At 70.6% G+C, this 13,031-nt stretch carries 14 protein-coding genes and 1 pseudogene; 8 read left to right on the top strand and 7 right to left on the bottom strand.

The genetic code is table 11. From position 1 onward, the window contains the following. Nucleotides 1–9: 9 nt before the first annotated feature. Together L3Q67_RS29875 and L3Q67_RS29870 are read right to left on the bottom strand one after the other, a co-directional pair. Nucleotides 10–1,329, bottom strand: coding sequence for an MFS transporter (locus tag L3Q67_RS29875; protein ID WP_499184759.1), 1,320 nt, complete (start codon nucleotides 1,327–1,329; stop codon nucleotides 10–12). A 27-nt stretch (nucleotides 1,330–1,356) separates the two neighbouring features. Further along, a complete protein-coding gene (locus L3Q67_RS29870) occupies nucleotides 1,357–2,253 on the bottom strand; it encodes an amidohydrolase family protein (RefSeq protein ID WP_499184758.1) in 897 nt (298 codons plus the stop codon). 94 nt (nucleotides 2,254–2,347) lie between these two features. Between L3Q67_RS29870 and L3Q67_RS29865 the strand changes: the two genes are divergently transcribed. Continuing rightward, on the top strand, nucleotides 2,348–3,184 hold the full coding sequence (locus tag L3Q67_RS29865; protein WP_499184757.1) for a PaaX family transcriptional regulator: 837 nt from the start codon (nucleotides 2,348–2,350) through the stop codon (nucleotides 3,182–3,184). A 410-nt stretch (nucleotides 3,185–3,594) separates the two neighbouring features. Here the strand turns inward: L3Q67_RS29865 and L3Q67_RS29860 are convergent, their stop codons facing one another. Together L3Q67_RS29860 and L3Q67_RS29855 are read right to left on the bottom strand one after the other, a co-directional pair. Beyond that, nucleotides 3,595–4,968 (bottom strand): GntP family permease, encoded by a 1,374-nt coding sequence (locus L3Q67_RS29860; RefSeq protein ID WP_499184756.1) that lies wholly within the window; start codon nucleotides 4,966–4,968, stop codon nucleotides 3,595–3,597. Continuing rightward, nucleotides 4,965–5,462: a gluconokinase gene (locus L3Q67_RS29855; protein ID WP_499184755.1), complete on the bottom strand. Its 498-nt coding sequence runs from the start codon at nucleotides 5,460–5,462 to the stop codon at nucleotides 4,965–4,967. The genes L3Q67_RS29860 and L3Q67_RS29855 overlap by 4 nt, the downstream gene beginning before the upstream one ends. A 125-nt stretch (nucleotides 5,463–5,587) precedes the next feature. Between L3Q67_RS29855 and L3Q67_RS29850 the strand changes: the two genes are divergently transcribed. From L3Q67_RS29850 to L3Q67_RS29830, 5 genes and pseudogenes are all read left to right on the top strand, one after another. Beyond that, nucleotides 5,588–6,256, top strand: a complete 669-nt coding sequence (locus L3Q67_RS29850) for a FadR/GntR family transcriptional regulator (protein ID WP_499191675.1) — start codon at nucleotides 5,588–5,590, stop codon at nucleotides 6,254–6,256. A 20-nt stretch (nucleotides 6,257–6,276) separates the two neighbouring features. Continuing rightward, nucleotides 6,277–7,191: an NAD-dependent epimerase/dehydratase family protein gene (locus L3Q67_RS29845; RefSeq protein WP_499184754.1), complete on the top strand. Its 915-nt coding sequence runs from the start codon at nucleotides 6,277–6,279 to the stop codon at nucleotides 7,189–7,191. Nucleotides 7,192–7,205: 14 nt separating this feature from the next. Then, nucleotides 7,206–7,286: pseudogene (locus L3Q67_RS29840) on the top strand (glyoxalase); the annotation flags it as partial. A gap of 71 nt (nucleotides 7,287–7,357) precedes the next feature. Next, nucleotides 7,358–7,489 carry a hypothetical protein gene (locus L3Q67_RS29835; RefSeq protein ID WP_499191800.1) on the top strand — a complete coding sequence of 44 codons (132 nt, stop codon included), beginning with the start codon at nucleotides 7,358–7,360 and terminating at the stop codon, nucleotides 7,487–7,489. Between the two features lie 18 nt (nucleotides 7,490–7,507). Continuing rightward, nucleotides 7,508–7,951, top strand: a complete 444-nt coding sequence (locus L3Q67_RS29830; RefSeq protein ID WP_499184753.1) for a MarR family winged helix-turn-helix transcriptional regulator — start codon at nucleotides 7,508–7,510, stop codon at nucleotides 7,949–7,951. Here the strand turns inward: L3Q67_RS29830 and L3Q67_RS29825 are convergent. After that, nucleotides 7,934–8,275: an antibiotic biosynthesis monooxygenase family protein gene (locus tag L3Q67_RS29825; protein WP_499184752.1), complete on the bottom strand. Its 342-nt coding sequence runs from the start codon at nucleotides 8,273–8,275 to the stop codon at nucleotides 7,934–7,936. The genes L3Q67_RS29830 and L3Q67_RS29825 overlap by 18 nt on opposite strands. A gap of 130 nt (nucleotides 8,276–8,405) precedes the next feature. Here L3Q67_RS29825 and L3Q67_RS29820 point away from each other — a divergent pair, with 130 nt between their 5' ends. Both L3Q67_RS29820 and L3Q67_RS29815 read left to right on the top strand, forming a co-directional pair. After that, entirely contained in the window at nucleotides 8,406–9,401 is a 996-nt protein-coding gene (locus tag L3Q67_RS29820) for a LacI family DNA-binding transcriptional regulator (protein ID WP_499184751.1), read from the top strand. A gap of 28 nt (nucleotides 9,402–9,429) precedes the next feature. Next, a complete protein-coding gene (locus L3Q67_RS29815; RefSeq protein WP_499184750.1) occupies nucleotides 9,430–12,192 on the top strand; it encodes an AbfB domain-containing protein in 2,763 nt (920 codons plus the stop codon). A gap of 10 nt (nucleotides 12,193–12,202) precedes the next feature. Here L3Q67_RS29815 and L3Q67_RS29810 read toward each other — a convergent pair whose 3' ends face one another. Beyond that, a complete protein-coding gene (locus L3Q67_RS29810) occupies nucleotides 12,203–12,505 on the bottom strand; it encodes a hypothetical protein (protein WP_499184749.1) in 303 nt (100 codons plus the stop codon). Beyond that, entirely contained in the window at nucleotides 12,502–12,987 is a 486-nt protein-coding gene (locus tag L3Q67_RS29805) for an ATP-binding protein (RefSeq protein WP_499184748.1), read from the bottom strand. The genes L3Q67_RS29810 and L3Q67_RS29805 overlap by 4 nt, the downstream gene beginning before the upstream one ends. Nucleotides 12,988–13,031 lie beyond the last annotated feature (44 nt).

Raw genomic sequence — 13,031 nt, 5'->3', positions numbered from 1 at the left:
CCTCCCGCCTCAGGAGGCGGGCTCCGGCACCGCGCCCCCGCTCAGATCCTGGCGGCTGGTCTCCTTCAGCGCCAGCACGCACACCACGGTGAGCACGCAGAACCCCGCGATGATCCACGAGATCGCCGCCGTCCCGGGGCCGCGGCGCAGTTCGGCGAACAGCAGCGGCGCGAACCCGGCGCCGAGCCCGGCGAGCTGGTAGCCCAGCGAGGCCCCGGTGTAGCGGTTCTCGGTGCTGAACAGTTCGGTGTACAACGCGGCCAGCGGGCCGTACATCATCGGGTGGATCACCGCCTGCCCGATCACCAGCGCGAGGATCAGCAGCGCGCCGTTCCCGGCGGCCACCAAGGGGAACAGCAGGAAGCCGTAGACCGCCATGGCCAGCGCGCCCGCCAGCACGATCGGCCGCCTGCCGAACCGGTCCGACGCCGCCGACCAGCCGAGGATGCCCACCACCGCGCAGGCCGACGAGATGGTCAGCGCGTTCAGCACGCTCTGCCGCGCATGGCCTTCCTGCACGCCGTAAGCCACCACGAACGTGGTCAGCGTCGACTGCGCGACGAACGCGGCCAGGCCGACGCCCACGCTGAGCGCGAGCACGCGCGGGTACTCGCGGAACACGTCGAGCACCGGGACGCGCTTGCGGCCGTCGTCGCGCACCGCCTGGAACACCGGCGTTTCCTCGACCTTCAGCCGGACGAACAGGCCGACCGCGAGCAGCGCGATGCTGAGCAGGAACGGGATCCGCCAGCCCCAGGCGAGGAACGCCTCCTGGCCGACGATCGCCCCGGTGCCGCTCAGCGCGGCGGTGGAGAGCACCATGCCGCACGGCGCGCCGGCGTTGGTGAAGCTGGCCCACAGCCCGCGCCTGCTGCGCGCGTGCTCGGCCGACATCAGCACCGCGCCACCCCACTCACCGCCGACCGAGATCCCCTGGATCACCCGCAGCAGCACCAGCCCGATCGGGGCGAGCGCGCCGGCCTGCGCGTAGGTCGGCAGCACCCCGATCAGGAAGCTCGCCACGCCCATCAGCGTCATGGTCAGCAGCAGCATCCGCTTGCGGCCGAGCAGGTCGCCGAAGTGCCCGAACAGCACCCCGCCCAGCGGGCGCGCCAGGTAACCGGTGGCGAAGGTGCCGAGGCTGGCGATGGTGGCCGCGAACGGCTCGAGCGAGGAGAAGAAGACCTTGTCGAACACCACCGCCGAGGCCGTGGCGTAGAGCAGGAAGTCGTAGTACTCGATCACACTGCCGAGGAAGCTCGACGCGACCGCGCGCCGGAGCTGGACGGGATCGTGCGGTGGGGTCGGCGCGGCCGGGCTCTCGGACATGGCGGAACTCCCTCGTCGTCGGGGGTGCTACCTCTTGCCGTCTGGGTCTGGGTCGTCTCCGGCGAGCCCGAGCAGCTTCGCCGCGTTGTCCTTGAGGATCCGCGGGCGGACTTCGGGCTTGATGTCCAGCTTTTCGAAGTCGGCGAGCCAGCGGTCCGGGGTGATCACCGGGTAGTCCGAGCCGAAGAGCACCTTGTCCTTGAGCAGCGAGTTGGCGTAGCGCACCAGCTGCGGCGGGAAGTACTTCGGCGACCAGCCGGACAGGTCGATGTAGACGAACGGTTTGTGCGTGGCCACCGCGAGCGCCTCGTCCTGCCAGGGGAACGACGGGTGCGCGAGGATGATCCGCAGCTCCGGGAAGTCCACCGCCACGTCGTCGACCAGCATCGGGTTCGAGTACTTCAGGCGGATGCCGCCCCCGCCGGGCACACCGGCGCCGATGCCGGTCTGCCCGGTGTGGAACAACGCGGGCACGCCGAGTTCCTCGATCGCCTCGTACAGCGGGTAGGCCATCGGGTCGTTCGGCGCGAAACCCTGGATGCTGGGGTGGAACTTGAACCCGCGCACGCCGTGCTCGGCCACCAGCCGGCGCGCCTCCCGCACCCCGGCCCGGCCCTTCCACGGATCGATGCTGGCGAACGGGATGAGCACGTCGGCGTGTTCGGCGCAGCTCTGCGCGACCTCTTCGTTGGCGATCCGCGGGTGGCCGGTGGCGTGCTCGGCGTCCACGGTGAACACCACCGCGGCCATCCGGCGTTCGCGGTAGTAGGCGGCCATTTCGGCGATCGTGGGCTGGCGGTGGCCGTGTGCCTTGAAGTAGTCGGCGGAGGCACCGAGCAGCTCCGGGCTCAGCGACGGGTGGCCGTCCTTCGAGATTTCGGCGTGCGTGTGCACGTCGATGGCGACGAGTTCGCCGAGGTTCACCATGGCCTCCCTGCGGATCGCGCTCCAACATAGGTCGCGCTCGTGACGGGCGTCAAGATTGTGCCCAACAATGATCGACGTCTACGCTGGGGCCGTGACGGCAAGTGATCCCGGTGACTCCGCGCTGAGCTACTCGGCCCGGCCGCAGTCACTGATGTTCAGCTTCCTGGGCCTGCACGTGATGGGCCGGGGCACCGCCGTCTACTCGGGCAGCGTGATCGCCGTTTTCGGGCGGGTGGGCATCTCGGAGGAGGCGGTCCGCTCGACGCTGACGCGGATGGTCAAGCGCGGCCTGCTCACCCGCCACCGCCGGGGCCGCCGGGTCTACTTCGGACTGACCAGCCGCGCGGCCGGGGTGCTGGAGGACGGCAGCAGGCGCATCTGGCAGACCGGCGCGGTCAACCGCGACTGGGACGGCAACTGGACCCTGGTCGGCTTTTCCCTGCCCGACACCCGCCGCGGCGACCGGCACGACCTGCGCTCACGCCTGGTGTGGGCCGGGTTCGGGCCGCTGCAGAACGGCCTGTGGATCGCGCCGGGCACCAAGGACGCCGCCTCGATCGTCGACGGCCTGCACCTGGCGGACAACGTCAACGTGTTCACCGCCCAGCACGCGAAGCCCACCGAGTCGGCCGACCTGGTCCACCGCGCCTTCGACGTCGACGCCATCGCGACGCGGTACCGCGCCTTCCTCAGCCGGTGGGAACCCGCCGCTCCCCTGCCCTCGTTCCCGGACGACCTGGCGCGGCAGTTGGTCCTGCACACCGACTGGCTGCAACTGGTCCGGCAGGACCCCCACCTGCCCGCCGAACACCTGGCACCCGACTGGCCCGCCATCCGCGCCGAGCAACTCTTCCACCGGCTGGCCAACCGGTACTCCGAAACCGCCTCCACCCTGGCCACCGAAGTCCTGGAAGAAATCCCCCTCTGACCCTCCCCGCTCATACGCGAGTCCCCCACTCAAACACCCGAACCCCACGCTCACGCACCCGAACTCCACGCTCAAGCAGCCGAACCCCACGTTCACGTCCACGAGTCCCACGTTCGAGCAGCCGAACCCCACGTTCAGGCATCCGAATCCCACGTTCGGGTAGCTGAGTCCTGCGTTCAGGCAGCCGAGTTCTGCGTTCGGGAGGCACGGGACTCGCCTGCCCGAAGGTCGAACCCGGCTGCCCGAGTGTGGGACTCAGCAGTCTGAACGTGGAGTTCGGCTACCTGAACGTGGAGTTCGGGTGCCTGAACGTCGAACTCGGATGCCTGAAGTGGGACTCGGCTACCCGAGTGTGGGACTCGTCCGCGAACGTGGGGTTCGGGTGCGTGAGTGTGGGGTTCGGACTGTGGCTACAGCAGGGCGCCTAGCGGCAGGATCAGCACGATCGCCACCACCGAGATCACCGTCTCCATGATCGACCAGCTCTTCACCGTCTGCCCGACCGACATGCCGAAGTACTCCTTCACCAGCCAGAACCCGGCGTCGTTGACGTGCGAGAAGAACAGCGAGCCCGCGCCGATGGCGAGCACCAGCAGGGCGCTGTGCGCCGGGTCCAAAGTGGCCGCGAGCGGCGCGACGATACCGGCCGCCGAGACCGTCGCCACGGTGGCCGAGCCGGTCGCCAGGCGGATCGCGACCGCGACCAGCCAGCCCAGCAGCAGCGGTGAGAAGTTCGCCCCGGTGGCCAGTTCGGTGATCACGTCACCCACGCCCGCGTCCACCAGCGTCTGCTTGAACCCGCCACCGGCGCCGACGATCAGCAGGATGCCGGCGATCGGCCCGAGCGAATCGGCCAGCGTGCCCGACATCCGGCCGCGGGTGAACCCGGCGGCGCGCCCGAGGGTGAGCATGCCGACCAGGACCGCGGCCAGCAGCGCGACCAGCGGGTCGCCGATGAAGTCGAGCACCCGCCGGAGCTGGTTCTCCTTGTCCAGCAGGATGTCCGCGAGCGCCTTGCCCATCATCAGCACCACCGGCAGCAGCACGGTGCCCACGGTGGCGAAGAAGCTGGGACGCCGGGTGTTCTGCTCGGTGTCCCCCACCGACTCCGGGATCAGGTGCTCGGGTGCCTGCGCGTCCGGCACCAGCCGCGCGGCCAGCCTGCCGAACAGCGGCCCGGCGATGATCACCGTCGGGATCGCGATCAGCACACCGAAGGCCAGCGTGATGCCGACGTTGGCGTTCAGCGCCCCGGCCGCGGCGAGCGGACCGGGGTGCGGCGGCACCAGGCCGTGCAGCACCGACAGCCCGGCCAGCGCCGGGATGCCGAGCAGCAGCAGCGGCTGCCCGCTGCGCCGCGAGACCAGCAGCACCACCGGGATCAGCATGACCAGGCCGATCTCGAAGAACATCGGCAGCCCGATCAGCGCGGCCACCAGCGCCATCGCCCACGGCAGCAGTTTCGGCCCCGACCGCGAGATGATGGTGTCCACGATCTGCTCGGCCCCGCCGGAGTCGGCGAGCAGCTTGCCGAGCATCGCGCCGAGCGCGATCAGCACGCCGACCGAGGCCACCGTCGAGCCGACCCCGTTGCTGAAGCTCTTGATCAGCTTGTCCACCGGCATGCCCGCGACCAGGCCGAGCACGCCGGAGGACAGGATCAGCGCGAGGAACGGGTGCAGCTTCAGCTTGGTGATCAGCACGACGATCAGCGCGATCGCCAGCACGGTGGCCCCGAGCAGGCGGAAGTCGTGGCCCCCTGCGGCCGCGGCGAGTGTGTTCACGGGTGGTCCTTCCGATAGGCGGTGAACGCGGCTTCCACGAGTTCTTCCGGCGGGGCACCGATGTCCAGGGTGCGGCCTCGCTCGCCCGCGCGCAGCGGACCGAGGTCGGCCAGCTGGGAGTCCAGTAAGGACGGAGGCATGAAGTGCCCCGAGCGGCCGCCGATCCGGGCGGCGAGCAGTTCGCGGGCGCCGTCGAGGTGCAGGAACCAGACGTCGCCGCCGCCGCGGAGCACGTCCCGGTACTCGTGCTTCAGCGCCGAGCAGGTGACCACGCCCCCGGTGGCGGCGTGGTCGCGCACCCAGCCCGCGATGGCTTTGAGCCACGGCCACCGGTCGGCGTCGGTGAGCGGGACGCCCGAGGCCATCTTCTCGATGTTCGACGCCGGGTGGAACGCGTCCGCCTCGGCGTACTCGACGCCGAAGCGCTCGGCCAGCGCGGCGCCCACGGTGCTCTTGCCCGCTCCCGCCACGCCCATCACCACGATGACCGCCATTTCGGTGACCTCCTTGTCCGCGGCAGAGAGTAGACCCAATAGGTACTACTTAATCAAGAGACAAGTACTACTTAATCGAGTCAGTGCGGTACGGTCGCCACATGGCCGACGGGGTGCACTCGAAGATGCTGGACGAGCTGGGCACCGCGATCGCCGGCGGTGAACTACCCCCCGGTTCGGTGCTACGCCTGGAGGAACTGCAGGTGCGCTACGGCGCGTCGCGCACGGTCGCGCGCGAGGTGGTGCGCGCGCTGGAGACCATGCGGCTCACCACCAGCAAGCGGCGGGTCGGGGTCACCGTGCGGGACCACAGCGAGTGGAACCACTACGACCCGCGGGTGATCCGCTGGCAGCTCGACGGCCCGGGGCGGCAGGCGGCGCTGCGGACGCTGACCGAACTGCGGTCCGCGATCGAGCCGAGCGCGGCCCGGTTCGCCGCGCTGCGCGCCACCCCGGAACAGCGTGGCCAGTTGCGCGCGCTCGGCTCCCGGCTGGCGAGCACGGCGAAGGCGCGTGACCTCGGGACCTTCCTCGGCCACGACATCACCTTCCACGACCTGCTGCTGACCGCCTCGGGCAACCCGATGTTCGCCCAGCTCGCCGCGGTGGTGGCCGAGGTGCTCACCGGCCGGACCGGGCACGGCCTGATGCCGCCGGAGCCGCAGCCGGAGGCCGTGGCGCTGCACCAGGAAGTCGCGCTCGCGGTCGACCGCGGCGAGCCCGACCGGGCCGAGCGCGCCATGCGCGACATCGTCATCCAGGCACGGGACGAAATGGCGGACCTGCTCGGCTGAGGGCGCTAGGGTCGGGGCGCATGCGGGTCTTCGTCACGGGAGCGACCGGCGCGATCGGCGGGCACGCGGTGCCCGTGTTGCTCCGCGCCGGGCACGAGGTGAGCGCGCTGGCGCGGACGCCGGAGAAGGCGGCGGCCCTCACCGCGCAGGGGGCCGAAGCCGTCCCGGTTTCGCTGTTCGACCGGGCGGCGCTGGCCGGCGCCTTCGCCGGGCACGACGCGGTGGCCAACCTGGCCTCGGCCATTCCGCCGATGAGCCGGTTCCTCAGCCGCAAGGCGTGGGCCGACTGCGCCCGCGTGCGGACCGAGGGTTCGGCGGCGGTCGCCGATGCAGCGCTCAAGGCGGGGGTCGGCCGGCTGGTCCAGGAGTCGGTGAGCATGCTCTACCGCGACCACGGCGCGCACTGGATCGACGAGGACCACCCGATCGACCACTACCCGCTGGCCCGCTCGAACATCGCCGCCGAGCACAGCGCCCACCGGTTCACCGAATCCGGCGGCGTCGGCGTCGTGCTGCGGTTCGGCTGGTTCTACGGTCCGGGCGCCGAGCACTCCGAGCAGCTGCTCGCCCAGGCGCGCCACCACATCGCCGTGCGACTCGGCGCCGCCGATGGTTACGTCTCCTCGATCCACATGGCGGACGCGGGCCGGGCGGTCTCCGCCGCGCTGGACGCGCCCGCGGGCACCTACAACGTAGTCGACGACGAGCCGCTGACCAAACGCGAGTACGCCGACGCACTGGCCGAAGCGGCGGGCACCCGGGCCTGGATCCACGGGCCGGGGCGGGCCGCGCTGCTGCTCGGTGACCGGCTCACCTCGCTGACCCGGTCGATCCGCGTGCGCAACGCGAAGTTCCGCCAGACCACCGGCTGGGCGCCGGAATTCCCCAGCGCCCGCGAAGGCTGGAGGGCGACCGCCGAAGGGAGTGTCCGGTGAACTGAACCATCGAAGTGATCTGCCTGCCGGTCGCCGACGTCGACCGCGCCAAGGAGTTCTACGGCGAGCGGCTCGGCTTCGGCGTCGACTTCGACACCGATCAGGGCGGCACGCGGGTGGTGCAGGTGACGCCGCCGGGCTCGGGGCGGCGGTCAGCCCGATCCAGGTGTACGGCCGGGACGGCGGGCTGCACCCCTACCGCGAGGGCGAGGAACTGGACAACGTCGGCTTCTTTTTCTTCAGCGAACCGGACGGCAACGGCTGGGCGGTGCAGCAGATCAGCAGCAGGCTGGCGTGACGGCCCTATGCTGGCGGGGTGACCGACGCACTGGAAGAGTACCGGCTGCTCATCGCCGACGTGTACGAACTGGCCGGGATCTCCCGGCGCACCAGTGAGGACATCGCCCGTGAAGCCGGGCAGACCGCGGCACGCTGGCACGTGCTCAGCGTGCTTTCCGACGGGCCGCGCACGGTGCCGAGCGCGGCACGCCGCCTCGGGCTGACGCCGCAGAGCGTGCAGCGCGTGGTGACCGACCTGCTCGACGCCGGGCAGGCCGAGGCACTGTCCAATCCGGACCACGCGCGTTCACCGCTGATCGCGCTGACCGAAGACGGCCGCGCCACGCTCGAGCGACTGTTCGCCCGGTCCGACAACGCCCGCGAGCGCTTGCTGGACCGCGCGGGTGTCAGCGCCGGAGAACTGCACCAGGCCAGGGAAACCCTCCGAACCCTGCTGGATTCCCTACGCACACCGGGATGAGTCGTCCGCCCGGTGCCGGTGGATCAGCTCGAAGTGCTGTGAGTGCTCGTCGAACCGGGACAGCAACGCGCGGGCGGCGGGCGGCACCACCGAACCGGCGAGGTCGTCGCCGGCGAACTCGCGGACGGCGGCCCAGTCGTCGAAGACCATCAGGGTGACGAACTCGGTTTCGTCCACATCGGACGCACCGCGCAGCACGTCCAGCTCGCGCAGCCCGGGGATGCCGCGCCGCAGGATGCCCGGCGCGATGGTGGTGTTGAGCAGTTCTTCGTACGCGGCGGCCTGCTCACCGGCCGCCCAGCCATGCCAAACGCGGAGGATCATGTCGGCAGCCTAACCGCAGCCGCCTGGCGAAACAACAGCATACTGTCAAGCTCCCGCAATCTGCTTTTACATCGTTGGCACAACGTTGTAAAAGGACTACGCTGAGCGATCCGGCGGCGAAGGGGTCGAGGTGGCAACTCTGCGGGATGTCGCGGTGCTCGCCGGGGTCTCGGTGAAGACCGTCTCGAACGTGGTCAACGGCTACGACTTCGTCAAACCGGAGAACCGCCGCCGGGTGGAGGACGCGCTCGCGGCCACCGGGTACCGCCCCAACCTCGGCGCGCGGAACCTGAGGCGCGGGCGCACCGGCTTCCTCGCACTGGTCGTGCCCGAACTGAGCATCCCGTACTTCGGGGAACTCGCCGGCGCCATCATCACCGCGGCCCGCGAACGCGGCTGGAACGTCCTCATCGAGGAGACCCAGGGCGCCCGCGAGAGCGAGCGCGACACCCTCGCCTCGCTCGGCCCGCACCTGGTGGACGGCGCGATCATCAGCCCGGAGGCGCTGGAACCCGGCGACCTCACCGATCCCGCCACGATCCCGATGGTCCTGCTCGGGGAACACCGCCTCGACGTGCCGATGGACCACGCCGGGATCGACAACGTGCTCGCGGCCCGCACCGCGGTCGGGCACCTGGCCGGGCTCGGCCGCACGCGCATCGCCGTCATCGGCCAGCACCCGCGCCGCGGCACGGCCGCGCAGCGTCTGGCGGGGTACCGGGACGCGCTCGGCGAAGCGGGCCTGCCGGAAGCACCCGAGCTGATCGCGCCCGCCACGCGCTACCACCAGCGCGACGGTGCCGAAGCCATGGCACGGCTGCTCGACCTGCCCGACCCACCGGACGCAGTGTTCTGCTTCAACGACATGCTCGCCCTCGGCGCGGTCCGCGCCGCCTTCGAACGCGGCCGCTCGGTGCCCGGCGACATCGCCGTCGCCGGTTTCGACAACACCGAGCAGAGCGCCTACAGCCTGCCCTCGCTCACCACCATCGCGCCCGACAAGACCGCGCTCGCGCGCGCCGCGGTCGAGCTGATCCACCGCCGTGGCACCGGCGGCGCGTCGGCCCCGCCGGAGGACGTGCGCATCCCGTTTTCCCTGCGGATCAGGGAGAGCACCACCGGATAGGTCCCCACCGAATCCCCGGAGGTCCCGAATGTCACTACAGCGTCTCGAAGAACGTGGTAAAGGCAGACCTCACGCACTGCTCGTCGCGCTGCTCGTGCTGGCCGGGCTGGTGGTGGCCACCCCGGCCGCCTCGGCCGCGACCTGGCAGCCCAAACCGGCTCCGCTGAACACCCCGTGGACCTCGCAGGTCTCCCCCACGAACGCCCTGCCGGAGTACCCGCGGCCGCAGCTGGTGCGGTCGGACTGGCTCAACCTCAACGGTGTCTGGGAGTTCGCCGGCGCGCCGAACCTGAACTCCCCGCCGATCGGGCAGACCCTGCCCGAAGGCGTGCTCGTGCCCTACCCGATCGAGTCCGCGTTGTCCGGCATCAAACGCCACGAGGACACCATGTTCTACCGGCGCGACTTCACCGTACCGTCCACTTGGAACGGCCGGCGGGTCAAGCTCAACTTCGGTGCGGTCACCTGGGAAACCCGGGTGTGGGTGAACGGCACCCAGATCGGCACGCACACCGGCGGCTACGACGCCTTCTCCTTCGACATCACCGGCGCGCTGCGGGCCGGGCCCAACGAGATCATCGTCGGCGTGCACTCCCCCATCGACGGCAACCGCTTCCCGATCGGCAAGCAGCGGCGCGATCCCAGCGGCATCTTCTACACCGCTTCCTCGGGCATCTGGCAGACGGTCTGGCTGGAACCGGTCACCACCGCGCACATCACCCGGCTGGACACCACCCCCGACGTACCCGCCGGTGTGCTCGACCTGGTGGTGCAGGGAACGGCCGGTCAGCAGGCTCGTGCCGAGGTGCTCAGCGGCGGCCAGGTGGTCGGCACGGCGACCGGCGCGGTCGGCTCGCACCTGCGGATCCCGGTGCCGAACGCGCGGCTGTGGTCACCGGACGACCCGTTCCTCTACGACCTGCGCGTCACGCTGCCCGGCAGCGGGGACGCGGTCACCGGCTACTTCGGCATGCGGTCACTGGGCAAGGCGATGGTCGGCGGCGTGATGCGGCCACTGCTGAACGGCAAGTTCGTCTTCCAGCTCGGCACCCTCGACCAGGGTTACTGGCCCGACGGCATCTACACCGCCCCGACCGACGCCGCGCTGCGCTTCGACCTCGAACGCCAGAAGGCGCTCGGTTTCAACATGGTGCGCAAGCACATCAAGGTGGAGCCGGCGCGCTGGTTCCACCACGCCGACCGGCTGGGCCTGATGGTCTGGCAGGACATGCCGTCGCTGGACGCGGTGGACGACACCTCGGCGGTCAGCCACGTCAACTTCGAGGCCGAACTGCGGCGGATCGTCGACCAGCTCAAGGGCATCACCTCGATCGTGCAGTGGGTGCCGTTCAACGAGGGCTGGGGCGAGTACGACAACGGGCGCATCGTCGACCTCGTGCGCTCGCACGACAACACCCGGCTGATCAACCACAACTCGGGTTCGAACTGCTGCGTCTCGGATCCCGAACCCGCCAACGGGGACGTGCTCGACGACCACGCGTACCAGATGTCGTCGGGCACCCGCCTGCCCACGGCGAGCCGCGTCGCGGTGCTCGGTGAGTACGGCGGGCTCGGCAGGCGGATCGCCGGGCACGAGTGGCAGCCGGGCGCGGGATTCGCCTACGGGGACCTGTTCCCCGACGAGACCTCGCTGACCAACCGGTACACCGAGATCACCCGTGAGGTCGGCCGGTTCGTGCAGACCCGCGGGCTGTCCGCGTCGGTCTACACCGAGCCGTACGACGTGGAGAACGAGATCAACGGCTTCTACACCTACGACCGCCAGGTGCTGAAGATGACCGAGTCCCGGGTGCGGGAGGTCAACCAGCAGGTGCTCGCGCTGGCCGCCGGCACCGCGATCCCACGCGGCGAACCGGTTTCGCTGCGGGTGACCACGCCGGGGTTCACCGACCGGTACCTGCGCCACCAGGACAGCCTCGCCCGCACCGACGTGCCCGCGAACGACCTGGTGAAGCAGGACGCCACCTTCTGGACGCGGCCGGGGCTGGCGAATTCGTCGTGCGTGTCGTTCGAATCGCGCAACTTCCCGGGCCGGTACCTGCGGCACGCCGGCTCGCGCATCCGGACCGACGCGAACGACGGATCAGCCGGGTTCGCCGGGGACGCCACGTTCTGCGTCCGCGCGGGACAGGGTGCCTCGGCGCTCGAGTCGCACAACCAGCCGGGCGCCTTCATCCGCCACCACCAGGAGCTGGTCTACCTGGCGCGGGCGAACGGGGCGAACCCGTGGGACGGCGGCGCCAGCTTCGCCGCGGACACCACCTGGGCGGCGACGATCCCGTTGTGGCGCAGCGGTGCCGATCTGCCGGTGGACCAGGCGCGGTCGTTCCAGGTGAGCACGCCCGGGTTCACCGACCGGTACCTGCGCCACCAGGACAGCCTGGCGAGGACGGACGTGGTCACCGCGGGCAGTCCGGCCCTGCTGAAGTCGGACGCGACGTTCGTGATCCGGCGTGGACTGGCCGATTCGTCCTGCTACTCGCTGGAGTCGCGGAACCTGCCTGGTCAGTACCTGCGGCACTCGGGCTTCCGGGTGCGGCTGGGCGCCGACGACGGCACCGAGATCTTCGACCGTGACGCGACCTTCTGCGCGCAGCCGGGCAGTGGTGCCGGAACCGTGCGGCTGGCGTCGATCAACGAACTGGGCACGAACGTCCGGCACTACGCGGACGAGGTGTGGGTCGCTTCCAGCGGAGGCGCGCACACCTACGACAACCCGGCGTCCTACGCGCAGGACGTGAGCTGGGCGGTCGCCGCCGCGTGGGCGTAGACCCGGTGGCTCACCGTCCGCCCCGGCGGACGGTGAGCTTCGCGCCCGGCACCAGTTCGGCGTACTCGCGGGCGACCGCGCCGTCGGCCGCTCCCCCGAAGACGACCAGGTGCCGGGCACCCGCCGCCGCGTAGATCCGCCACAGCGCTTCGAAATTGCGCCGGACGAGCCGCTCGTCGCCGTTCCAGCCGATGTCGTGCAGGTCGATGTAGCCCGCCTTGGTGCCGTTGGTGAACAGGTCGCGGTAGATCGCCCATGCCTCGGCGGACTGTTCGCGCTCGGCGGGGTCGTAGAGCCAGATCACCTCGGTCATCGGGCGAACCCCGTCCGCTCCAGCACCAGCGCGGCCGAGTCCGTCGTGGACAGATTCGTGGTGTCGACGGTGTAGTCGGCGAAATCGGTGCGGTCCAGCGCGGCGGCTTCCTCCAGACACCGGTCGACCAGGTCGGTGAACCGGCCCCGGCGCAGGAACCGCGCCTTGTGCACCTCGGGATCGGCGCGCAGGCGGCACAGGATGATCGGGGTTCCGTCGATGCGGTAGCGGGCGAAGTCCTCGGCCGTGAGCAGGTTCCCGGAGACCACCAGGCCGCGTGCCCCGGCATCCCGGAAGTTCGGCCACAACGCGGCCAGGCCGGCGGATTTCACCCCGTGATTCGCCTGATCGTCGTCCGGGGCCGGGTAGCAGAGCCCGATCTGGTCGGTGTCGAGGTGCGCGAACTCGGGGTGCGAACGCGCGATTTCCCGCGCCACGGAGGTCTTGCCCGCCGCGGGCGGGCCGAACAGCCAAAGGAACACGGCGGTCACCCTGCCAGGCCGGGCCTGGCAGGGGCCACCGAAAT

Source organism: Saccharothrix sp. AJ9571 (assembly GCF_021725495.1).
GTDB classification, from domain to species: Bacteria; Actinomycetota; Actinomycetes; order Mycobacteriales; family Pseudonocardiaceae; genus Amycolatopsis; species Amycolatopsis magusensis.
This window is presented reverse-complemented; position numbering and strand designations above follow the sequence as displayed.